This is a genomic window from Pseudoduganella violacea, from assembly GCF_014191875.1.
In the GTDB taxonomy this organism is placed as follows: domain Bacteria; phylum Pseudomonadota; class Gammaproteobacteria; order Burkholderiales; family Burkholderiaceae_D; genus Rugamonas; species Rugamonas violacea_A.
The window spans coordinates 171,032-193,777 of sequence record NZ_JACHXD010000004.1; the positions used below are offsets into that span (position 1 = coordinate 171,032).

Annotated in this window: 22 protein-coding genes; 1 reads left to right on the forward strand and 21 read right to left on the reverse strand. The window is 63.5% G+C overall.

All coding sequences use genetic code 11. The annotated features are described in order from the left end of the window. Positions 1–19 precede the first annotated feature (19 nt). The 16 genes from FHS03_RS09195 to ndk all read right to left on the reverse strand — a co-directional run bounded on the left by FHS03_RS09195 (position 20) and on the right by ndk (position 16,666). The gene (locus tag FHS03_RS09195) at positions 20–565 is read right to left on the reverse strand and encodes a phosphoribosyltransferase (protein ID WP_050412236.1); all 546 of its coding nucleotides are present in this window, start codon (positions 563–565) and stop codon (positions 20–22) included. A gap of 29 nt (positions 566–594) precedes the next feature. Continuing rightward, positions 595–1,908, reverse strand: coding sequence for an adenylosuccinate synthase (locus tag FHS03_RS09200; RefSeq protein WP_183440698.1), 1,314 nt, complete (start codon positions 1,906–1,908; stop codon positions 595–597). 4 nt (positions 1,909–1,912) lie between these two features. After that, positions 1,913–3,073, reverse strand: a complete 1,161-nt coding sequence (locus tag FHS03_RS09205) for an ATP phosphoribosyltransferase regulatory subunit (protein ID WP_183440699.1) — start codon at positions 3,071–3,073, stop codon at positions 1,913–1,915. A gap of 171 nt (positions 3,074–3,244) precedes the next feature. Beyond that, positions 3,245–4,141, reverse strand: coding sequence for a protease modulator HflC (hflC, locus tag FHS03_RS09210; RefSeq protein ID WP_183440700.1), 897 nt, complete (start codon positions 4,139–4,141; stop codon positions 3,245–3,247). Continuing rightward, positions 4,141–5,433 (reverse strand): FtsH protease activity modulator HflK, encoded by a 1,293-nt coding sequence (hflK, locus tag FHS03_RS09215; RefSeq protein WP_183440701.1) that lies wholly within the window; start codon positions 5,431–5,433, stop codon positions 4,141–4,143. Before hflK ends, hflC begins: the two co-directional genes overlap by 1 nt. A gap of 3 nt (positions 5,434–5,436) precedes the next feature. Continuing rightward, entirely contained in the window at positions 5,437–6,582 is a 1,146-nt protein-coding gene (hflX, locus tag FHS03_RS09220) for a GTPase HflX (protein WP_183440702.1), read from the reverse strand. A gap of 60 nt (positions 6,583–6,642) precedes the next feature. Further along, positions 6,643–6,879 (reverse strand): RNA chaperone Hfq, encoded by a 237-nt coding sequence (hfq, locus tag FHS03_RS09225; RefSeq protein WP_008450615.1) that lies wholly within the window; start codon positions 6,877–6,879, stop codon positions 6,643–6,645. Positions 6,880–7,072: 193 nt separating this feature from the next. Beyond that, the gene (gene der, locus FHS03_RS09230; RefSeq protein ID WP_183440703.1) at positions 7,073–8,416 is read right to left on the reverse strand and encodes a ribosome biogenesis GTPase Der; all 1,344 of its coding nucleotides are present in this window, start codon (positions 8,414–8,416) and stop codon (positions 7,073–7,075) included. A gap of 8 nt (positions 8,417–8,424) precedes the next feature. Then, positions 8,425–9,567 (reverse strand): outer membrane protein assembly factor BamB, encoded by a 1,143-nt coding sequence (bamB, locus tag FHS03_RS09235; RefSeq protein WP_183440704.1) that lies wholly within the window; start codon positions 9,565–9,567, stop codon positions 8,425–8,427. A 54-nt stretch (positions 9,568–9,621) separates the two neighbouring features. Next, positions 9,622–10,272: a YfgM family protein gene (locus FHS03_RS09240; RefSeq protein WP_176346949.1), complete on the reverse strand. Its 651-nt coding sequence runs from the start codon at positions 10,270–10,272 to the stop codon at positions 9,622–9,624. Positions 10,273–10,318: 46 nt separating this feature from the next. Further along, on the reverse strand, positions 10,319–11,680 hold the full coding sequence (gene hisS, locus FHS03_RS09245; protein WP_183440705.1) for a histidine--tRNA ligase: 1,362 nt from the start codon (positions 11,678–11,680) through the stop codon (positions 10,319–10,321). 22 nt (positions 11,681–11,702) lie between these two features. Beyond that, the gene (ispG, locus tag FHS03_RS09250; RefSeq protein WP_183440706.1) at positions 11,703–12,968 is read right to left on the reverse strand and encodes a flavodoxin-dependent (E)-4-hydroxy-3-methylbut-2-enyl-diphosphate synthase; all 1,266 of its coding nucleotides are present in this window, start codon (positions 12,966–12,968) and stop codon (positions 11,703–11,705) included. Between the two features lie 25 nt (positions 12,969–12,993). Further along, on the reverse strand, positions 12,994–14,121 hold the full coding sequence (locus tag FHS03_RS09255) for a helix-turn-helix domain-containing protein (RefSeq protein WP_183440707.1): 1,128 nt from the start codon (positions 14,119–14,121) through the stop codon (positions 12,994–12,996). Positions 14,122–14,134: 13 nt separating this feature from the next. Continuing rightward, a complete protein-coding gene (gene pilW, locus FHS03_RS09260; RefSeq protein WP_183440708.1) occupies positions 14,135–14,947 on the reverse strand; it encodes a type IV pilus biogenesis/stability protein PilW in 813 nt (270 codons plus the stop codon). Beyond that, on the reverse strand, positions 14,947–16,119 hold the full coding sequence (gene rlmN / locus FHS03_RS09265; protein WP_183440878.1) for a dual-specificity RNA methyltransferase RlmN: 1,173 nt from the start codon (positions 16,117–16,119) through the stop codon (positions 14,947–14,949). The genes pilW and rlmN overlap by 1 nt, the downstream gene beginning before the upstream one ends. Positions 16,120–16,240: 121 nt before the next feature. Next, on the reverse strand, positions 16,241–16,666 hold the full coding sequence (gene ndk, locus FHS03_RS09270) for a nucleoside-diphosphate kinase (RefSeq protein ID WP_183440709.1): 426 nt from the start codon (positions 16,664–16,666) through the stop codon (positions 16,241–16,243). 214 nt (positions 16,667–16,880) lie between these two features. Here ndk and FHS03_RS09275 point away from each other — a divergent pair, with 214 nt between their 5' ends. Further along, complete coding sequence (locus FHS03_RS09275) at positions 16,881–17,561, forward strand: Bax inhibitor-1/YccA family protein (protein ID WP_050412222.1); 681 nt, start codon at positions 16,881–16,883, stop codon at positions 17,559–17,561. Between the two features lie 105 nt (positions 17,562–17,666). Here the strand turns inward: FHS03_RS09275 and rlmD are convergent, their stop codons facing one another. From rlmD to surE, 5 genes are all read right to left on the reverse strand, one after another. Beyond that, positions 17,667–19,010, reverse strand: coding sequence for a 23S rRNA (uracil(1939)-C(5))-methyltransferase RlmD (gene rlmD, locus FHS03_RS09280; protein WP_183440879.1), 1,344 nt, complete (start codon positions 19,008–19,010; stop codon positions 17,667–17,669). A gap of 123 nt (positions 19,011–19,133) precedes the next feature. Beyond that, positions 19,134–20,144 (reverse strand): RNA polymerase sigma factor RpoS, encoded by a 1,011-nt coding sequence (rpoS, locus tag FHS03_RS09285; RefSeq protein WP_050412220.1) that lies wholly within the window; start codon positions 20,142–20,144, stop codon positions 19,134–19,136. Positions 20,145–20,152: 8 nt separating this feature from the next. Next, complete coding sequence (locus tag FHS03_RS09290; protein ID WP_183440880.1) at positions 20,153–21,085, reverse strand: peptidoglycan DD-metalloendopeptidase family protein; 933 nt, start codon at positions 21,083–21,085, stop codon at positions 20,153–20,155. A 14-nt stretch (positions 21,086–21,099) separates the two neighbouring features. Further along, the gene (locus tag FHS03_RS09295; protein ID WP_183440710.1) at positions 21,100–21,975 is read right to left on the reverse strand and encodes a protein-L-isoaspartate(D-aspartate) O-methyltransferase; all 876 of its coding nucleotides are present in this window, start codon (positions 21,973–21,975) and stop codon (positions 21,100–21,102) included. After that, the gene (gene surE / locus FHS03_RS09300) at positions 21,972–22,709 is read right to left on the reverse strand and encodes a 5'/3'-nucleotidase SurE (protein ID WP_183440711.1); all 738 of its coding nucleotides are present in this window, start codon (positions 22,707–22,709) and stop codon (positions 21,972–21,974) included. Before surE ends, FHS03_RS09295 begins: the two co-directional genes overlap by 4 nt. Positions 22,710–22,746 lie beyond the last annotated feature (37 nt).

Here is a 22,746-nt window from a genome sequence, read left to right on the forward strand (position 1 = left end):
CTTGCGTTTGCCGCTACGCTCAGGCAGCGGTTTCGCCTTTCTTGATCCATGCGGCCAGCTGGTGCGGGCGCAGGCCGTCGTAGTCCTCGAACGGCTGGTGGATCCATGGGTTGTGCGGCAGTTCTTCCATCTGGTAGTCAGGCTTGAAGGTGGAGCAGCCCTTGGTCCAGATGACGGCCGAACGCACTTCGGTCACGCCTTCGAAGTTTTCCTTCAGATGCTTCATGACCTTGGTCAGGGTCACGCCGGAATCGGCCAGGTCGTCCACCAGCAAGATCTTGCCGGACAGCGGACCTTTGGTCATCGTCATGTACTTGGCGATATCCAGGTCGCCCTGCACCGTGCCGGCTTCGGCGCGGTAGGAGCTGGTCGACAGGATGGCCAATGGCACGTCGAAAATACGCGAGAAGACGTCGCCAGGACGCACGCCGCCGCGCGCCAGGCACAGCACCATGTCGAACTTCCAGCCCGACTCATGGACCTTGAGCGCCAGGCGCTCGATCAGGCGGTGATACTCATCCCACGACACCCACAGGTGCTTTTCGTTCGTTTGAGGGGTGTTCATGTAAATACCTCTTGTTGTGCGAATTGCTTTTATTCGAATGGGTGGCGCAGGACGATGGTTTCTTCGCGGTCAGGACCGGTGGAAACCATATCGACCGGCACGCCCACCAGTTCCTCGATGCGCTTGATGTAAGCGCGCGCGGCGGCAGGCAGCGCGGCCAGCGACTTGGCGCCGACGGTGCTGTCTTTCCAGCCTGGCATTTCTTCGTAGATCGGCTGGCAGCGCGCAGCGTCTTCGGCGCCGACCGGGAAGATATCGACCTGTTTGCCGTCAATGGTGTAGCCGGTGCAGATCTTCAGGGTTTCCAGGCCGTCCAGCACATCCAGCTTGGTCAGGCACATGCCCGACACGCCGTTGATCTGCACCGAGCGGCGCAGCAGCGCGGCGTCGAACCAGCCGCAGCGGCGGGCACGGCCCGTCACGGTGCCGAATTCGTGGCCCACAGCCGACAGGTGGTGGCCAACGCCGGCATCGGTCGGCAGTTCCGAAGGGAACGGGCCGGAACCCACGCGGGTGGTGTAAGCCTTGGTGATGCCAAGGATGTAGTGCAGCATGTTCGGACCCACGCCCGAACCGGCGGCGGCGTTGCCGGCCACGCAGTTGGAGGAGGTCACGAACGGATAGGTGCCGTGGTCCACGTCCAGCAGCGAACCTTGCGCGCCTTCGAACAGCAGGCTGCCGCCGTTCTTGTGCACGGTGTACAGGGCGCTCGACACGTCGGCCACCATCGGGCGCAGGCGCGGCACATAAGCCAGCGCGTCGTCCAGCACTTTCTGGTACTCGACCTTCGGCGCCTTCAGATAGTTTTCCAGCACGTAGTTGTGGTAGTCCAGGTTTTCCGCCAGCTTCTCGGCGAAACGCTTTTCGTTCAGCAGGTCGGCGATACGGATGGCGCGGCGCGCCACCTTGTCTTCATAGGCCGGGCCGATGCCCTTGCCGGTGGTGCCGATCTTGGCGGCGCCGCGGGCCGCTTCGCGGGCCGCATCCAGCGCGGTATGGTAAGGCAGGATGACCGGGCAAGCCTCGGAAATCTTCAGGCGCGAGGACACTTCCACGCCGACCGCTTCCAGCTTGTCGATCTCGCGCAGCACGTCCGGCACGGACACCACCACGCCGTTGCCGATGTAGCAGGCCACGCCTGGGCGCATGATGCCCGAAGGGATCAGCTGCAGCGCGGTCTTCACGCCGCCGATGACCAGCGTGTGGCCGGCATTGTGGCCGCCTTGGAAGCGCACCACGCCTTGCGCGTGCTCGGTCAGCCAATCGACGATCTTGCCTTTACCCTCATCGCCCCATTGGGTCCCGATGACGACGACGTTCTTTGCCATAGTTTTCTTTGACATCACACTAACCTAAGTTTTTAAGAATCCAGTTGCTACCATTATCGTCGAGCACCAGCGCGCGGTCGCACTCGAACTCGTCCTGTTCATTGCTGTGACCCGGCATGGACTGGATCACAACTTCGCCGGACTTGCGCAGTTCGGCGATTTTTTCCTTCAATTCGGGGGCGTTGCCCCACGGTGCGCGGATCGAATGCTTGCGCTCCGCCGTTGGCAGCAGGCGCGCCAGCTCGCGCAGGTCGAGCGAGAAGCCGGTGGCGGGACGGGCCCGGCCAAAAGCTTCGCCAACGTGATCGTAGCGGCCGCCGCGCGCCACCGCATTGGGCAAGCCCGGCACGTACAGCGCGAACATGGCGCCGCTCTCATACTGATAGCCGCGCAGGTCGGCCAGGTCGATCGCCACGTCGGCACGGCCGATGGCCGACGCCGACAGCGCCGCCAGTTCGGCCAGCGCCTTGGCGATGGCCGGCACGTCGGGCAGTTCGGCGCGGGCGCGCTTCAGCACATCCACGTCGCCGTACAGGTGCGGCAGGGCCAGCAGCGCGTCGCGCGTGGTCGGGGCGTAATGGGCCGTCAGTTCGCGCAGACCGGGCACGTCTTTCGCGCGCAGCAGCTGAACGATGGTGATATGGTCTTTTTCGGCCGCCTTGTCGAGCTCCAGGATGGCGCGCAGCACGCCGACGTGGGCCAGGTCCAGGCGCACTTCAGTGAAACCGGCCAGGGCCAGCGAGGCCAGGGCCAGTTCCTGGATTTCGGCATCCGCTTCCAGGCCGGCGTGGCCGTAGATCTCGGCGCCGATCTGCACCGGTTCGCGCGTGGCATGCAGGCCGGACGGGCGGGTGTGCAGCACCGAGCCGGCATAGCACAGGCGGGTGACGGAGTTGCGGTTGAGCAGGTGGGCGTCGATGCGGGCGACCTGGGTCGTCATGTCGGCGCGCAGGCCGAGCATGCGGCCGGAGATCTGGTCCACCAGCTTGAAGGTGCGCAGGTCGGTATCCTGGCCGGCGCCAGCCAGCAGGGACTCCACGTACTCCAGCAGCGGCGGCATGACCAGCTCGTAACCGTAGAGGCGGAAGTTATCCAGCATCTGGCGGCGCAGCTCTTCAATCTTGCGCGCTTCTGACGGCAGGACGTCGGCAATATGTTCAGGCAATAGCCAATTCGGCATGGGAAAACCGGATAGGGATTGATTAAAAAAATAGATAAGGCGACGCGGCGCCGCAGCGCAATAAGCGGCGGGCCAAACCGCGTATTTTACGCGAAATCATAAGCTAACAGGAAAAAACTTGGGGCCGCGCACCTTGCGGCGCGCGGCCCCAGCTTGTCTTTTCTTCAGCTTTTACTTCTTGGCAGGCGCGCCGCCACCGGAGGCGCCGCTGTTCTTGAAGTACTTGAAGAAGTCCGAGTTCGGGTCGACCAGCATCACGTCGGCCTTGTTCTTGAACGAGGCGCGGTAGGCTTCCAGGCTGCGGTAGAACTTGTAGAACTCCGGATTGCGGCCGAAAGCGTCGGCGTAAATCTGCGATGCCTTGGCGTCGCCCTCACCCTTGATCTTCTCGGCTTCGCGGTAGGCTTCGGCCAGGATCACGGTGCGCTGCTTGTCGGCGTCGGCGCGGACCTTCTCCGATTCGGCGCCGCCGGTGGAACGCAGCTCATTGGCCACGCGCACGCGCTCGGCCTTCATGCGCTCGTACACGGAGTTGTTGATCTGCTCGACATAGTCGACGCGTTTCAGGCGCACGTCGATGATCTCGACGCCGATCTGCTTGGCCTCGGCGATCACCTTGGCGCGGATCGCTTCCATCACCTTGCCGCGCTGGCCGGAGATCACTTCGCGCACGGTGCGCTTGGTGATCTCGTCGTTCAGGGCCGCCTTGATGATCTGCGACATGCGGTCGCGCGCGCGGCTCTCGTCGCCGCTGAAGCTGACGAAGTAGAGACGCGGATCGTTGATGCGCCATTTGACGAAGGCATCGACCAGGATATTCATCTTCTCGGCCGTGATGAAGCGGTCAGCGTCAGGCGAATCGATGGTCATGATGCGCTTGTCCAGATACAGCACATTCTGGAATGGCGGCGGCAGCTTGAAGTGCAGGCCGGGCTGGTTGATCACCTGCTTGACCTCACCCAGAGCGAACACAATCGCGTATTTACGCTGGTCCACCACGAACACGGTGGACGAGAGCAGCATCAGGGCCACGAAGCCCGCGATCAGGGTACTGACGATACGATTCATTAACGGCCCTCCCGGTCACGGGACGATTCGCGCGAACGGCTGTCGCGGCGGTTCAGGTCCATCTGCGGCGGATTATCCGGCAGCAGGATGGCGGTCGGCGGCGGCGGCGTCGCATTGGCGCGCGCGGCGGCGTCGCTGGCGGCGACCTGGGAGATCAGCTTGTCCAGCGGCAGGTACAGCAGATTGCTGCCGGCCTTGGAGTCGACCATCACCTTGCTGGTGCTGGAGAAGATCTGCTGCATGGTGTCCAGATACATGCGGTCGCGCGTCACGGCCGGCGCCTTCTGGTACTCGACCAGCACCTGCTTGAAGCGGTCGGCGTTACCGGAAGCGTTTTCCGTCACTTGCGCGCGGTAAGCCTCGGCTTGCTGCAGCAGGCGGAAGGCCTCGCCGCGCGCCTTCGGCACGATGTCGTTGGCGTAAGCCTGGCCCTCGTTCTTCTGGCGCTCGCGGTCCTGGCTGGCTTTCACGGCGTCGTCGAAGGCGGCTTGCACCTGCTCCGGCGGCTGCACGCCCTGCATGGTCACATTCGTCACCTGCACGCCGGAGGCGTAGCGGTCCAGAATCTGCTGCATCAGCTGCTGGGTTTCGAACGCGACCTTCTCGCGGCCCTCGTACAGCACGAAGTCCATCTTGCTCTTGCCGACGATTTCGCGGATTGAGGTCTCGGCCACCTGGCGCACCGTGTCTTCCGGGTCGCGGTTGTTGTACAGCCAGGCCACCGGGTCTTTCAGCTTGAACTGCACGGCGAACTGGATGTCGATGATGTTTTCGTCATCGGTCAACATCAGCGATTCGCGCGCCTGCTTGTTCTTCACATTGGAGCGGTAGCCCACTTCCACCGTGCGCACCTGGGATACGTTGACCGTTTCGTCAGCCTGGAAGGGATAAGGCCAGCGCCAGTTGAAACCGGCCGGCGTGGTGTGGCTGAATTTGCCGAAGGTCGTCACGACCCCGGTCTGCCCCTCCTGGACGATGAACGCGCCGCTGGCCAGCCAGACCAGGACGGCGATCGCGCCGACCGCGCCAAAGGTGGCGCCGGCGCCCTTCATCTCGCCGCCGCTGCCACCGCTGCCGCCGCCATTGCTGCCGTTGCCCCGGTTCTTCTGGCCGAACAGGCCATTCAGGCGCTGATTGAAATCGCGCCACAGCTGGTCCAGATCCGGCGGGCCTTCGTTACCGGGCTTTTTGCCTTCTTGGGCATGCTTGTTGCCGTCCTTATCGCCCGAACCCCAGCGAGGGTCGTTCAGCGACAGCTTCAAGCCTATTCTTTTTAGGAGGGGAAGAGGCATGTTTTAATGTGATCCGACATGGGTGAAGGTGGAAATACTGTCCGGCGCCGAATACTCCTCTTGGGCGCCGGCCCTGTCCTGTGCATCCCTGGCCGCTTCGGTGATCGCGCCGCGCAGCAGATCCAGGCCCTGGCCCGTGCGCGCGCTGGTGAAAACGCGGGAAATCTTATCATACTCATCACGCTCAACCGAAGGCTCCAGGCCGGCCGCGTCGATCTTGTTCCACACCAGGATCTGGGGGATGTGATCGGCGCCGATTTCCTTGAGCACCAGGTTGACCTGCTCGATCTGTTCCATGCGCACCGGGCTGGCGGCATCGACCACGTGCAGCAGCAGGTCGGCGTGGATGGTCTCCTCCAGCGTGGCGCGGAAAGCCGCCACCAGCTGGTGCGGCAATTCGCGCACGAAGCCCACCGTATCCGACACCACCACCGTGCCCACCTCCTCGCCCATATAGACGCGGCGCGAGGTCGTGTCCAGGGTGGCGAACAGCTGGTCGGCGACATATACGCCGGCCTTGGTCATGGCATTGAACAGGGTCGACTTGCCGGCATTGGTATAGCCGACCAGGGACACCGAGAAAGTATTGTTGCGGCCTCGCGCGCGGCGCTGGGTCTCGTGCTGCTTGCGCAGCTTGGCCAGACGGGCGCGCAGCGCTTTGACGCGCTCGCCGATCAGCCGGCGGTCGGTCTCGAGCTGGGTTTCGCCCGGACCGCGCAGGCCGATACCGCCCTTCTGCCGTTCCAAGTGGGTCCAGCCGCGGATCAGGCGCGTGGCCAAATGCTGCAGCTGGGCCAATTCGACCTGCAGCTTGCCCTCGTGGCTCTGCGCGCGCTGCGCGAAGATATCGAGAATCAGGCTGGTGCGGTCCAGCACGCGCACATTCAAGCGCTTTTCCAGATTACGCTGCTGGGCCGGCGACAGGGCGTGGTTGAAGATGACGATTTCCAGCTTCTGATCCTGCACGGCATGGCCGATTTCGTCGGCCTTGCCGCTGCCGACGAAATACGCCGCGTCCGGGCTGGAGCGCTTGCCCGTCACGGTGGCGACAGGGTTCGCGCCCGCCGAACGGGCGAGCAACATCAATTCCTCGATACTGGCGGCGAAATCGCCCTGACCGAAATCGACTCCGACTAGTGCTGCGCGCATACGACGGTCAGGCAAAAGAAGTTAAAAGGCGAAGCTGCGTTGCCATTAAAGTCAACGCGCTTACTCCGCCTCGGATTCGATATTCAGGTTGACGGCGCGCGCCGGCACCACGGTCGAAATGGCGTGCTTGTACACCATTTGGGTGACGGTATTGCGCAGCAGGACGACGTACTGGTCGAACGATTCAATATGGCCTTGCAGCTTAATGCCGTTAACCAGATAAATCGAAACAGGAACATGCTCTTTACGCAGCGCGTTCAGGAATGGGTCTTGTAATAATTGCCCTTTGTTGCTCATAACAGCTCCATTTTATGTTGTTGTGTTGGAATTGGAGGCGAAACGCTTGATTTCAAGTGCCAGCCCACCACTCCTCTGCAATAAAAATAGCAGAGAAGGCGGCTCCAAGGATACTGTAACCTGTTTTTCCGTTTTTTGCAGATTGCACATCCGCTTCAGCAAAAATATTTCCAACGTTGGAAATGGCTTGCGCTTATTTCTCTCTTTTATCGAAAGGATTTTTGCCAGTACGCAACTCAATGCGCAGCGGGGTGCCGACCAGCGAGAAGGTCTCGCGGAAATGCTTTTCCAGATAACGCTTATACGGCTCGCTCACCGCATCCAGCGAATTGCCGTGGATGACGATGACCGGCGGATTCATGCCGCCCTGGTGGGCGTAACGCATCTTCGGACGCAGGCCGCCCTTGCGCTTCGGCTCCTGCTTCTCGATCGCTTCCTGCAAGGCGCGGGTCAGCTTCGGCGTGCCCAGGTTGGCGGTGGCCGCCGCATAGGCCGCGTCGACGGATTTCATCAGCGGGCCGATGCCGGTCGATTTTAGCGCCGAGATGAAGTGGGTCTTGGCGAAACCGAGGAAATCGAGCTTGCGGTCCATGTCCATCTTGACCTGGTCGCGCTGGTGGGTTTGCAGGCCGTCCCATTTGTTCACGGCCAGCACCAGGGCGCGGCCCGATTCCAGGATGAAGCCGGCGATGTGGGCGTCCTGCTCGGAGATGTCCTGCTGGGCGTCCAGCATCAGGATCACCACGTTCGCTTCCGAGATCGATTGCAGCGTCTTCACCACCGAAAACTTCTCGATCGCTTCGAACACCTTGCCGCGGCGGCGGATGCCGGCGGTGTCGATCAGGGTGTAGTTCTTGCCTTCGCGCTCGAACGGAATCTCGATCGAATCGCGCGTGGTGCCGGGCATGTCGAAGGCGATCACGCGCTCTTCGCCGAGCAGGGTGTTGATCAGGGTGGACTTGCCCACGTTCGGGCGGCCCACCAGGGCAATCTTCACGCCGCGCTCGTCGGGCAGCAGCTCTTCCTCGTCGGCCGGACGCGATGCGAAGGCCATGTCCAACGCTTCCTGCACCAGGTCGTTGACGCCGTCGCCATGGGCCGACGAGATGGCGTACGGTTCGCCCAGGCCCAGCTCATAGAAGTCCGAGACCACGGCCGTGTAGCGCATGCCTTCGGCCTTGTTCACCACCAGCATGACCGGACGGCCGCTCTTGCGCAGGAAGTCGGTGATGGTCTTGTCGTGCGGGGTCATGCCCTGACGGCCATCGACCAGGAAGATGACCACGTCGGCTTCGGCCACGGCCTGCTTGGTCTGCAGGGCCATCTGGAACATGATGCCATCCTTGGCGACCGGCTCGAAACCGCCGGTATCGATGACCAGGAAGGGACGTTCGCCGACGCGGCCTTCGCCATAGTGACGGTCACGCGTCAGACCAGGCAAGTCCGCCACCAGCGCGTCACGCGAGCGGGTCAGACGATTGAATAAGGTCGATTTCCCGACGTTCGGGCGACCTACGAGTGCGATTACCGGCTTCATTTTGTATATTACTCGACCGCGAGAGCGGTCACTGTTCCTGCTTGGGTTTGGAAAATCAAATTCGTGCCAGCCACCAGCGGCACCGAGCGAATCGGGCTGCCATCGGTGGCGACGCGGCCAATCAATGCCCCGTCTTCCCGCGACAGGAAGTGGACATAGCCTTGGAAATCGCCCACCGCCACGGCGCGGCCATACGACAGCGGCGTGGACAGACGGCGGTTCTCCAGTTTTTCATTCTTCCATGCGCTTTGGCCGCCTTCGCGGCCGTAAGCGATCACGGCGCCCTTGTCGTCGGAGACAAAGACGAAGCGCTGGTCCACGGCCACGCCCACATCGGACGAGGTATCCTTGTTCCAGCGGCCGACACCGGTGTTCAGGTCGAAGCAACCGACGCGGCCCTGATAGGTGACGGCGCAGATATCCTGCTCGTACACCACCGGCGTGCCGGCGATGTCGGCCACGCGTTCCAGCTCGGTGGCGCCGCGCGGTTCGGCCACGGCCACCTCGAAGCGCGGCAGGCCGGCCGCCAGGGTCAGCGCCAGCAGCTTGCCGCCCGGCTGGGCCACGTAGACATTGCTGCCCGCGATCACCATGCCCGGCGCATTGCGCAAGGTCAGGGCCGGCGTGGTGCGCTGCACCGTCCAGCGCTGCTTGCCGGTCTTGGCTTCATAGGCGGTGATCTTGTTGTCCACCGTGCGCACCACCACCACATCCTCGCCCACCACCGGGTTGGACAGCACTTCGCTGCTCGCTTGCGCCTTCCACAGCGCTTTGCCGTCGGCGTCGAAAGCCAGCACCTGTCCCTTGACGCCGCCCACCACCACCACGCTGCCATTGGTGGCCACGCCGGCCGTCAGGTCGCTGCCGGCCTTGATGCGCCACTGCTGCTTGCCGCTGGCCACGTCGATGCGCTCGATGGCGCCGTCGGCGTCGGCCAGGTACAGGCTGGCGCCCGACAGCGCGGGCGAGAACACCGCCGCGCCGGCCTTGCCGACCGAATGCTTCCAGACGGTGCGCACGGCCATCGGCGACTTCAGTTCAACCAGCGACGCCGGCTTGTTTTTCTCTTCCGAGGCGAAAGGGTTCAGGGAGCTGCAACCCGAGGCCAGAGCCAGCAGGCTGACGCCAATTACTTTTCCGGTGATACGCATAAATATGTCTACCTCAATCCTGGAGATGGGGTACTGATCGTGGGAGCGCGGCGCTTAGGCGGCGGCTTTCTCTTCCGGCACGCTACCGCCGATGGCTTCCAGCTTCAGCTCGATGAGCTGGCGGCCAGGGTTTTTCTTGTCGGTCGCATCCAGCGCGGCCTTGTACGCGGCGCGGGCTTCCACCAGCTTGTTCTGGGCCACCAGGATATCGCCCTTGCGGTCGGCCACGGCGCCGCTGAACTGCGGCGAGCTGTCGCCGGCCAGCACTTTCAGCGCTTCGTCATAGGCTTTTTCATCCAGCAGCACGCCGGCCAGGCGCAGCTTGGCGACGGCCTTGTACTCTTCATTGCCCTTCTCGATCACCCATTGCAGCTGGGCCTTGGCAGCCTTCATATCGTTGGCGTCGAAGGCGCTCTTGGCGGCCACCAGGGCGCTCATCTGCGCGTAGGCGGTGGCGCCGAAGCGGCTCTGGATGTCGCCGGCGGCGCGCTGCACCTTGGCGTTGTCCTTGCCCACCGACGTCTGCATTTCATCGTACAGGGTCGAGGCTTGCGCTGCCTGGTTGCGCTGATAGTAATTCCAGCCGTTCCAGCCGGAGAAGGCGGCCAGGCCGGCGATCACCACCCAGGACGTCAGGTTGCCGTACTTCGCCCACCAAGCCTTGAGGGAAGCAAGCTGTTCTTGTTCTTCGAGATCGTATGCCATTGTCTGTCTGCTTATCTTTTATCGGGTTGAAGGAATGCTACTCGGATCAGTGAAAGCGGTGGTGATGCACGTGGTCGTGGTCATGGTCGCAGTCGTCTCCACAGCCTGCGATCTGGTCCACGATATGGTCCACCACGCCGTCGAAAGGCACGGTGGCTTGCTGCTGCTCGCCCTCTTCGCCGCGCAGCGCTTTCACGCTGGCGGTCTTGTTGGCCACTTCGTCCTCGCCCATGATGACGGCGAAGGCGGCGCCGCTGGCGTCGGCCTTCTTCATCTGCGATTTGAAGCTGCCAGGGCCGGTGGCGGCGGCGCAGTGCAGCACCACATCCAGCCCGGCGTCGCGCAGGCGCTCGGCCAGCACGAACGATTGCATCTGGGCTTCCTCGCCCTGGTGCACCATGTAGACGTCGCACTGGCTAGGCTCGGCGATGTCGCCGGCGGCCTTCATCAATTCGATCAGGCGCTCGATGCCCATGGCGAAGCCCACGGCGGGCGTCGGCTTGCCGCCGAACATTTCGATCAGCGGGTCGTAGCGGCCGCCGGCGCAAACCGTGCCCTGCGCGCCCAGTTCGTCCGTCACCCATTCGAACACGGTGCGGTTGTAGTAGTCGATGCCGCGCACCAGGCGGGTATTGATCACGAAGGGAATGTTGTTCGCCTTGAGGATCTTCTGCACGCCTTCGAAGTGGGCCAGCGATTCCGCGCCCAGGTAGTCGAGCAGCTTGGGCGCCTGGTTGACCATGTCCTGCATGGCAGGGTTCTTGGTGTCCAGGATGCGCAGCGGATTGCTGTGCAGGCGGCGCTTGGCTTCGGCGTCGAGAATCTCCTCGTGCTGTTCCAGGTAGGCGATCAGGTCGACGCGGTGGCGCGCGCGCTCCTCGGCGTCGCCGATGGAGTTCAGCTCCAGGCGGATGTTCTGCAGGCCCAGGTCATCCCACAGGCGGCGGCACAGCATGATCAGTTCCGCGTCGATGTCCGGGCCGGTGAAGCCCACGGCTTCGGCGCCGAACTGGTGGAACTGGCGGTAGCGGCCGCGCTGCGGCTTCTCGTGGCGGAACATCTGGCCCTTGTACCACAAGCGTTTCGGGCCTTCGTACACGAGGTTATGCTCCAGCACGGCGCGCACCACGCCGGCGGTGTTTTCAGGACGCAGGGTGAGCTGGTCGCCGTTCATCGAATCGGTGAAGGAGTACATCTCCTTTTCCACGATGTCGGTCACGGCGCCGATGGCGCGCGCGAACAGGCGGGTTTCTTCCACGATCGGCGTGCGGATCTGCTGGAAGCCATAGCTCTGCATGATGGACTGGGCGGTGTTCTCGAACAGTTCCCACAGATGGGCGTCGGCCGGCAGAATGTCATTCATGCCTTTGATGGCGACGATTTTCTCGGCTTTTTTATTTTCGGACATAGGATTCTCTAAGCTTGTTTCTTTAAGCTGCTTGTTTGCTGTAATTCTTGCGCACGTAATCGAGCACGATGGTCTGGAACTCCTGCACGATATTCTCGCCGCGCAGGGTGGCGACCTTCTCGCCGTCGACGAACACCGGCGCGGCCGGCGACTCGCCGGTGCCGGGCAGGCTGATGCCGATATTGGCGTGCTTCGATTCGCCGGGACCGTTGACGATGCAGCCCATGACGGCCACGTTCATCGCCTCCACGCCCGGGTAGGTCTTTTTCCATTCCGGCATCTGCTCGCGCAGATAGGTCTGGATATCGTCCGCCAGTTCCTGGAACACGGTGGAGGTGGTGCGGCCGCAACCCGGGCAGGCAATCACCATCGGCGTGAATTTGCGCAGGCCCATGGTCTGCAGGATTTCCTGGCCCACCACGACTTCCTTGCTGCGGTCGCCGCCCGGTTCCGGGGTCAGCGAAATGCGGATGGTGTCGCCGATGCCTTCCTGCAGCAGCACCGACAGCGCGGCGGTCGAGGCGACGATGCCCTTGCTGCCCATGCCCGCCTCGGTCAGGCCCAGATGCAGGGCGTAGTCGCAGCGCTTGGCCAGCTCGCGGTAGACGGCGATCAGATCCTGCACGCCGGATACCTTGCAGGACAGGATGATCTTGTCGCGGCCCATGCCCAGTTCCTCGGCGCGCACCGCGTTTTCGATGGCGGACGTGACCAGGGCTTCGTACATCACGGCCTGGGCGGTCCAGGGATTGGCGCGCGCCGCGTTCTCGTCCATGATGCGCGCCAGCAGGGCTTGATCCAGCGAACCCCAGTTCACGCCGATGCGCACCGGCTTGTCGTACTTGATCGCCACTTCGATCATCTGGGCGAACTGGGTGTCGCGCTTGGCGCCCTTGCCCACATTGCCAGGATTGATGCGGTATTTGGACAGCGCCTGGGCGCAGTCCGGGTATTCGGTCAGCAAGGTGTGGCCGTTGTAATGGAAGTCGCCGACCAGGGGCACGTCGACGCCCATCTTGTCCAGCTGGTCGCGGATATAGGGCACGGCGGCGGCCGACTCGGGACGGTCCACCGTCAGGCGCACCAGTTCCGAACCGGCGCGCGCCAGTTCCTTGATCTGGATCGCGGTCGCCACGGCGTCGGCGGTGTCGGTATTGGTCATGGACTGCACCACCACCGGCGCGGCGCCACCCACCCAGACCTTGCGCTCGCCGTGCGCCACCAGCACGCCGCAACTGGAGCGGCGCGCGTTCGGTCCCGACGGAATGGCTGTATTCATAGAAGACATGGCTGTATCTGCTGGCTAAAAACGATTACTTGATATTGACGCGGGAGATTGTACCGCCGGCCACGCGCGGCAGCTCCAGCGGCGCGCCGCGCAGGGTCGCCTGCACGCCATCCGGTTTGCCGACGATCAGCAGAGCTGGGTCCTTGATCTCGAAAGTCTCGGTGCTGCCGGCCTTGACCAGGCGCGAAATCAGCGGCGAACCGCCCTGGCGGCGAATCTCCACCCACGAATCCACGCTCACCTTCAGCACCAGGGTGCCGCCCGCAGCAGCGGCGGCGGTGGCTGGAGCGGCGGTGGCTGGCGTGGCTGCAACAGGAGCAGGCATTGCAGCCGGCGCGGTCGCGACAGGCGTGGCGGCGGTCGGCTGCGCGGCCGGTTTGACGGCTGCAGCGGCTGGCGGCACCGCGGCGGCCGCAGGAACGGCGGTTGGCACGGTGGCCACAGGCGTCACCGTCGCCGGACTGGCGGCAGGGGCGGCGGCCGGACCGTTGACGCCGGCTTGCGGCGCATCCGTGGTGGCGGCGCCTTGCGGCGGCACCGATACCAGCGGCACGGTATTCGATTGCAGCGGCGCGGTGTCGGCGTTCGGGCTGGTCACGGTGAGCGGCGTCTGCACCTCGGCGCTGGCGGCGGCCGATGCGCTCTCGGCGGCCGGCGCGGCGCTGTCGCCACGGCTGAACATCGCCGGATGGATGACGCCCGCTTTCCAGGCGCCGGCCACGGCCAGCGCCAGCACCACCACGGTGCCGCCGGCGGCCAGCATGCCGATGCGCGACTGGCGGCGCTCGGTCAGCGTCGGGAAACGCGACTCGGTAAAGGTCGTGCCGATCGCTTCGCGCCGCACCGGCTGCGCATGCTCATGCACCGTATCGGACGGCACTTCAATCATCGCCACCAGCGGCGCGGCGTCGAGCCGGACCACCTTGGCGTAAGCGCGCACGAAGCCGCGCGTCACGGCCATATTCGGCAGCGCGGCATAGTCGCCGCTCTCGATGGCCGCCACCTGGCGCGGCGCCAGCTTGAGCTGGTCCGCGATCTGTTCCACCGTCAGGCCCAGCGCCTCGCGCTGTGCCGCCAGTTGCGCTCCGGGCGTAGGAGCATTGCGCTGGTCTTTCGGCTGGTCTTTCGGCTCATCCTGCCACTCTGAATCCATTGGTACCCCTGTCTCACTCATCAAACGCCCCACGTTGGTACGCAGCATATTCGGACGAGGCGGAATGGTGGCGGCGCAATTGCGTCGCCCAGCCCTGCTCCGCGCCGGTATCGCCCAGCTTATGCTGCACTTTAATCGCCAGCCACAATACGTCCGCCGTCAGGCCGTCCGTCTTGGCTACCTTGCCCAGCCGGGTGATGAAAAAACCGGCGCGCGGATAGTCGCGGCGCTCGTAATACACCCGTGCCAGGTTGATGTTCGTAATCGCCAGATCCGGCGTCAGCTGCAAGGCCGGCAGCAGATACTTCTCCGCCTGCGCAAAGTCCTTCAGCTTCAGGGCGCAATCGCCCGCATTATTCAGCGCCGTCGCCGGCGACTGGTAGGCGCGGTTGCCCAGCGCCGCATCGAAGTACTTGAACGACTCGCCCACCTGGCCGGTCTGGCACAGATAAGAGCCGTAGTTATTGCTGATTTCCGGATTGTGCGGCGCCAGCTTGAGCGCATGCTGGAAGCTGTCGCCGGCCAGGGCCACCTCGCCCATGGCCATATAAATCAGGGCGCGCATGCCGTAGGCGTCGGCGCTGTCCGGCGCGGCCACGATGGCCTTCTTCACCTCGTCCAGCGCCACCGCGTACTGGCCCTGCTCGTAATAGCCGACCGCCAGCTGCATGCGGATTTCGGCGCGCTTCTGCGCCGAAGTCTGGTCGGAAGCCGTGGGCAGGTCGGCCTTCACATTCTTGTCCGGCGCCGCCGCGCAGCCGCATAGCAGCCCGGCCAGGCCGAAGGCGGCCAGGCGGGCGTAGCGGCGCGGGGCGGCGGCGGTCATCAGGAACGGATCTCCACGATCTTGCCGAAATTGGCGCCGAATTTCTCCTGATATTCGGCCATCTTCTCCATCCGCTCCTGCACGCGGGTGCGGTCCTTGACCTCGCCGGCCAGCTGGCCGCAGGCGGCGTCGATATCGTCGCCGCGCGTCTTGCGGATGGTGGTGACGATGCCGGCGTCCATCAGGATCTGGGAGAAGGCCTTGATGCGCGGATTCTTCGAGCGCGTCAGGCCCGATTCCGGGAAGGGGTTGAACGGGATCAGGTTGAACTTGCAGTTCACGCCATACTGCGGATGGTTGACCAGCGCCACCAGCTCGCGCGCATGCTCGTCGGTATCGTTGAAGCCGTCCAGCATGCAGTATTCGAAGGTGATGAAGTCGCGCGGCGCGAATTCCAGATAGCGTTTGCAGGCCGACAGCAGCTCGGCCAGCGGGTATTTCTTATTCAGCGGCACCAGGCCGTTGCGCAGCTCGTCGTTCGAGGCGTGCAGCGAGACGGCCAGGGCCACCGGCACATCCTGCGCCAGCTTGTCGATCATCGGCACCACGCCCGAGGTGGACAGGGTCACGCGGCGGCGCGACAGGCCGTAGGCGTTATCGTCCAGCATCAGCTTGAGCGCGGTGGCGGTCGGCTCGTAATTGAGCAGCGGTTCGCCCATGCCCATCATCACCACATTGGTGATCTGGCGCTCGCCTTTCGGGCCCGGCTCGATGCCCTTGGTCTTGCGCAGTTCGAATTCGGCCATCCACAGCTGGCCGATGATTTCGCCCACGCTCAGGTTGCGGTTGAAGCCTTGCTTGCCGGTCGAGCAGAAGCGGCAGTTGACGGCGCAGCCGGCCTGGGTCGAGATGCACAGGGTGCCGCGGTTTTCTTCCGGGATGAACACGGTTTCCACCGCATTGCCATTGCCCACGTCGACCAGCCACTTGCGCGTGCCGTCGGTCGAGGTGTGATCGCTGATGACGGTCGGCGCCACGATATGGGCGCGCGTCTTCAGCTTCTCGCGCAGCGATTTGGCGAGGTCGGTCATGCTGTCGAAGTCGGCGGCACCGAACTGGTGGATCCAACGCTGCAGCTGTTTGGCGCGGAACGGCTTCTCACCCAACTCCGCACAGTAGGCGATCAGTTGCGCGGGATCGAGGTCCAGCAAATTGGTGAGGGTCGTTTCCATAGTCTTGCTCATTACAATTTCTAAAATGCGCTTGCCTCCCGTGCCGGGCGAACCGGTGCGGGAGGCAAACAGATACTACTCTATACCGTCAGTACGACGCTAATTTTTGCCGAAGCAAAAATTAACGGGAGTACACGTTCAGTGCTGGGAAGTAGTAAGCGATTTCCACAGCGGCGGTTTCGGCAGCGTCCGAACCGTGAACGGCGTTGGCGTCGATGGAGTCAGCGAAATCGGCGCGGATGGTGCCTTTTTCAGCTTTCTTCGGATCGGTCGCGCCCATCAGGTCGCGGTTTTTCAGGATGGCGCCTTCGCCTTCCAGAACCTGGATCATGACAGGGCCGGAAATCATGAAGTCGACCAGATCCTTGAAGAATGGACGCTCGCGGTGCACGGCGTAGAAGCCTTCGGCTTCAGCGCGCGACAGCTGGGCCATGCGTGCTGCGACCACTTTCAGGCCGGCGCCTTCGAAACGGCTGTAGATCTGGCCGATTACGTTCTTGGCGACTGCGTCTGGTTTGATGATCGACAGGGTGCGTTCGATTGCCATTTAAAAAACTCCAATAAAAAGAAAGGTTTAAAACAAAATTGATAGCTGGATCAACCTTTGATTTTACCATAGAACACCCCATATACCGAGGAAAAGGCATGGCAGGCGGCTAACTCTCGGTGGCAAGGCGGGCCGGGGCCGATTTTTCGCATTTTTTGCCACTCGTGCTATGCTTTTGGCAAAGCAGTATCGTGAACCAACACTGGAGGCACTTATGAATCAAATGCAACAACCGTATGACCTGTCTGGCAGCCGCCAACTGGCCCAGCACCGCGTCCTGCGCAACACTTACTGGCTGCTAGCCCTGTCGATGATCCCGACCGTGCTGGGCGCGGTGATCGGCGTGTCCTTCGGCGTGCCGATTCCACGCGGCTTCATGGGCTTCATCCTGTTCATGGCCGTGGCCTTCGGCTTCATCTATGGTATCGAAAAGAACAAGAATAGCGGCGTCGGCGTGGCCCTGCTGTTGGGCTTCACCTTCTTCATGGGCCTGCTGCTGACGCCCCTGCTCACGCGCACCCTGGGCTACTCCAACGGCGCCCAGCTGATCATGACCGCCTTCGGCGGCACGGCCACCGTGTTCGCCGCCCTGGCCAGCTACGCCACTGTGACCAAGCGCGACTTCTCGATGCTGGGCAAATGGCTGTTCGCCGGCGTGATCGTGCTGATCCTGGCCTCGATCGGCAATATCTTCCTGGGCATGGGCGCGCTGTCGATCACCATTTCCGTGCTGGCGATCGCCATCTTCTCCGCCTACATCCTGTTCGACGTGCAACAGATCGTCAACGGCGGCGAAACCAACTACGTCAGCGCCACGCTTAATCTGTACCTCGACGTGTACAACATCTTCAGCAACCTGCTGGCCCTGCTGGGGCTGGGCGGCAGCCGCGACTAAGCGCCCCGCCCTCAAGCAAAAAGCCGGCTCCACGCCGGCTTTTTTATTGCCCAGCCCGTGTCCACCTTGGTGCCAGGCACCAAGGTGGACACGGGCTCTGCGGTATCAGGCGAGGTCGAAGACGGCCATCGATTCGACGTGGGAGGTGTGGGGGAACATATTCACGACGCCGGCCTTGTTCAAGACGTAGCCGGCGCGGTGCACCAGCACGCCGGCGTCGCGCGCCAGGGTCGAGGGGCTGCAGGAGACATACACGATGCGCTTGGGCAGCAGCTCGGGGTTGCTCTCTTTCAGCTCAGCCAGGGCCAGGCTCAGGGCCATCGCGCCGTCGCGCGGCGGGTCGATCAGCATGCGGTCGAATTTGCCGAGGGCGATCAGATCGTCCTTCGTGACTTCGAACAGATTGCGCGTGTAGAAGGTGGTCTTGGCGTCCAGGCCATTGGCCTTGGCGTTCGACAGGGCGCGCTCGGTCAGCGCGGTGCTGCCTTCAATGCCGACCACTTCGCGCGCCTGGGTCGCCAGCGGCAGCGTGAAGTTGCCCAGGCCGCAGAACAGGTCGGCGACGCGGTCTTCCGGCTGCACTTCGAGCAGGCGCAAGGCCTTGGCCACCAGCACGCGGTTGATGTGGTGGTTGACCTGGGTGAAGTCGACCGGCTTGAAGGGCATCTTCACGCCGAATTCGGGCAGCAGGTAGTGCAGCTGCTTGTCCAGCGGGTAGAAGGGATGGGCGGTGTCCGGGCCTTTCGGCTGCAACCACCATTGGATCTGGTATTGATCGGCGAAGGCTTTGACCTTGGCCTCGTCGTCGGCCGTCAGCGGTTCCATATTGCGCATCACCAGCACGGTCAGGTCTTCGCCGATGGCCAATTCGATCTGCGGCACTTTGTCGAAGATGGACAGGGAGTGGATCAGGCCACGCAGCGGCATCATCATGTCCGAGACGTGCTTGGGCAGGATCTGGCAGCTCTGGATGTCGGCCACGAAGACCGATTTCTTTTCGTGGAAGCCGACCAGCACCGTGCCCTTCTTGGCCACGAAGCGCGAGGACAGGCGGGCGCGGTAGCGGTAGCCCCAGGTTGGGCCGTACATCGGGCGCATCATGGTTTCGGGCTTGACCTTGCTCAGGTGCCAGAGGTTATCTTCCAGCACGCGCTGCTTGATCGCCACCTGGGCCGTCGGCTCCAGATGCTGCATCGAGCAGCCGCCGCAATAGTCGAAATGCTCGCACTTGGGCTTGACGCGCATCGCCGATTCCTTGTGCAGCACGGTCATGCGCGCCGCCTCCCAGTTTTTCTTCTTGCGGAAGACCTCATAGCTGACGCGCTCGCCCGGCAGCGCGCCTTCCACGAACACCACCTTGCCCGGCGTGCCGTCTTCGTTGTCGATGTGGCCGACGCCGCGGGCGTCCATGTCGAGCGATTTGATGTCGATGATGATGTTCTCTTGCATAGCGTTCAAATTTGACTGGGAGATAAGGCAGGCCGCCGGCCGGGCCGGAACAGACGCCAGGGACTTTCAGGAAGGGCAATATGATAGCAGAGAGCCGCCCGCCCAGGGCCGGCCGCGGCCGATTTAGAGCAGGGAGTCGCGCACCACGCCGCGCGCGGCCATGGCGCGCTTGAGTTTGACCAGGGCCTCTTGCTGGATCTGGCGCACGCGTTCGCGCGTGACGCCCATTTCCTCGGCCAGGGTTTCCAGCGTGGCCGGATCGTCGTTATCCAGGCCGAAACGGCGCATGATGACGATGCGCTGCTTGTCCGGCAATTTGGTCAGCCAGTCGCGCACCAGCACCGTCATTTCGTGGTGTTCGGCGCGCGCGTCGGGGCTGTCCTCGGCGTCGCCGGGCAGCATGTCCATCAACGAGGACTGGGGGTCGTTGTCAAGCGGGGCGTCGAGCGAGGTGGCGTGCTCGGACAGGGCCAGGATATCTTGCACCTCCTCCACCGGCCGGCCCACCAGGTCGGCGATGTCCTCGGCGCTGGCGTCCTTGCCATTATGGTGCTGGGCTTCCAGATGGTATTTGCCGCGCAGGATCTGATTCAGCTCGCGCACCATATGCACCGGCAGGCGCACCGTGCGCGCCTGGTTCATGATCGCGCGCTCGATGCTTTGGCGTATCCACCACGTCGCATAGGTCGAAAAGCGGAAGCCGCGCTCCGGCTCGAACTTGTCGATGGCGCGCATCAAGCCGATATTGCCCTCCTCGATCATGTCGAGCAGGACCACGCCGCGATTGATGTAATGCTTGGCGATCGACACCACCAGCCGCAGATTGTGCTCGATCATGGTCTGGCGCGCGGCGAAATCGCCCTGCTTGGCCAGGGTCGCGTAGTGCACTTCCTGCGGGGCGGTAAGCAGCGGCCGGGTGCCGATCTGGTTCAGATAGTGCTGGGTGGTGTCGGTCGACAGCTCGGCCGCCAGCACCTTCTTTAATTCGTCGACCGTTTCCAGCACGGCCCCGGCTTCGGCCGGCGGCTCGCCCTCGGCCTCGATGGCGTCGATCGGGAGATCGTCGCTTTGCTCGTCCCTGAATTCTTCAGGTGCCGAGTCCTCATCCATCGGGTCGTGCGGCGAGTGGGTCATGGGCGTATCTAGCGGTTAGGCAGGAACTTTGACGGATCGACCGGCTTGCCCTGCTGCCTTATCTCGAAGTGCAGCTTGACGGTGTCGGTATCGGAATCCCCCATTTCAGCAATGGTCTGCCCCTTGTTCACGCTCTGCCCTTCCTTAACCAGGATGCTGCGGTTGTGCGCGTAAGCCGATAGCAGGCTATTACTGTGTTTCACAATGACGAGATTACCATAACCTCGGATGCCGCTGCCTGCATACATCACTTTACCGGCGCCTGCAGCCAACACATGCTGGCCGGCGCGGCCCGCGATATCGATGCCTTTGTTCTTGCCTTCGTCGAAATGGGCGACGACGCGGCCTTCGGAAGGCCACATCCAGCTCAATTCCTTATCCTCGGCGCTCAGGGGGGCGACCGCCGAAGGCTGGGTCGATGCCAGTTGCACCGGTTTCTCGGCCGGCTTCTCGGCGCGCTCGGGCTTTTCGGCGCGGCCTTCGCGCTCGGCGCCCTCCGGCCTTTGCAGGTCGGCCAGACTGGATTCGCTATACGGCTTCTTGTCGCCCTTCGGGCCATTCTTCTTCGGCGGCGGCGGCGCGGGTGGCGTGCGGGTTTCCGGCGGCATGGCCACGGACGACGTCTGCACGCCGTTCTCGGGCGGCGCCACGCGCAGCACCTGGTCCACCTTGATGTCGTTCGGATTGGCCAGATTGTTCCAGGCCACCAGGTCGCGGTAATTCTGGCCGTGTTCCAGGGCGATGCGGATCAGGGTGTCGCCTTTTTTCACGGTGTACAGGCCGCGCTCGTCGCGGTCTTTCGGGGTTTCTTCCGGCGCGGGCGGCTTGCTTACGGCCAGGGGCGGCAGGCGCTCTTCCACCGGCGCCTGGACGGTCGAGGTACAGGCGCTCAGCAAACCGAGCGAGAGGGTCAACAACAGCAGGGAACTATTTTTCGTCATACTCATTTAAATCTCTATACGATACCGGGCCGCAGGGGCACAAAATGGCAATCCTCAAGCGTCTGGCGCAGCCATTCGGCTTTGCCGATCCGGCTTACGAGCTCCAGATGCTGGGTGCGGCCGCCAACGGGGGCGACCAGACGGCCGCCGATGCTGAGCTGGTCCAGCAAGGCCTGAGGGACTTCCAGACCAGCGGCGGCGAGGATGATGCCGTCAAACGGCGCGGCTTGCGGCAGGCCAAGCATACCATCTCCGTAGTGCAGGCGCAGATTTGGTACACGCATCGGCCGCAGATTCGCCTTCGCCAGCTCATGTAACGGTTTGATGCGCTCAATGGAATACACGTCTTGCGCCAGACACGATAAAACGGCCGCCTGGTAACCGCAGCCGGTGCCGATTTCCAGCACGCGCTGCAGTTGGCCGCCATTGCGCATCACCTCGATCATGCGCGCCACGATATAGGGCTGGGAGATGGTCTGGTGGTGGCCGATGGGCAGGGAGGCGTCAATATACGCCTGCGACGCTAACGCTTCATCCATGAACAAATGGCGCGGCACGCTTTCCATGGCGGCCAGCACCGCCTGGTCCTTGACGCCCTGCTTGGCCACGCGCGCCACCATGGCGCGGCGCACCGCTTCCGACACCAGCGGATTCTGGCGCGGCGCGGCGGCCGGCGCCGATGCGCGGTCGGCGGCATAGCCTGGCGGCCGGGCCGGCGCCGCTGGCTGCGCACGCGGCGCCGGTGCGGCGGCATTCTGGGCGGCGCTGCGCGCGGCGTTCTGGGTCGCCGTCTGCGGCGTGGCGATACTGGACATGACCGGCTGCTTCTTCTGGGACTTATCCACCACGGAGGACAGCGGCAGCGGGAAGGTGCGGGTCTTGTCGTTCATGCCAGAGCCTTTGCCAGCGCATCGAGCTGGGTCTTGTGGGTCAGGTCGATCTGCAAGGGCGTCAGGGCGATGCGTCCTTGCTGGACGGCGTGGAAATCGGTGCCCTCGCCGGCATCCTTGCAGGCGCCGGGCGGGCCGATCCAGTAAATATCGCGGCCGCGCGGATCGAGCGCCTTGATCACCGGCTCGGCCTGGTGGCGGCGCCCCAGGCGGCAGGCGGTGGCCGGTCCCATCTGCTCATACGGCAAATTGGGGATGTTCACATTCAGCAGATAGGGCGCGGCCAGAGTGGCAGCGTGGCGTTCGACGATGTCGCGCGCCACGCGGGCGGCGTCCTCGATATGCGCCCAGCCCCAGGCGCCTTGCGAGAAGGCGATGGCGGGAATGCCGAACAGATAGCCTTCGGTGGCGGCGGCCACGGTGCCGGAATACAGGGTGTCGTCGCCCATATTCGGGCCGTTGTTGATGCCGGACACGACCAGGTCGGGCCGCGGCAAGCCCATCCCGGTCAGCGCGATGTGGACGCAATCGGTCGGTGTGCCATTGACGAAGTAGAAACCATTGGCGGCTTGCTGCACCGATAGCGGACGGTCCAGCGACAGCGAATTGGACGCGCCGGAGCGGTTGCTTTCGGGCGCCACCACCACGATGTCGGCAATCGGGGCCAGCGCCTCGGCCAGGGCATTGATGCCGGGAGCGAGGTAGCCGTCGTCATTACTGATAAGGATTCTCATACGACAGATTTTACCCGAAGCAACGCTCCGCTTGCGC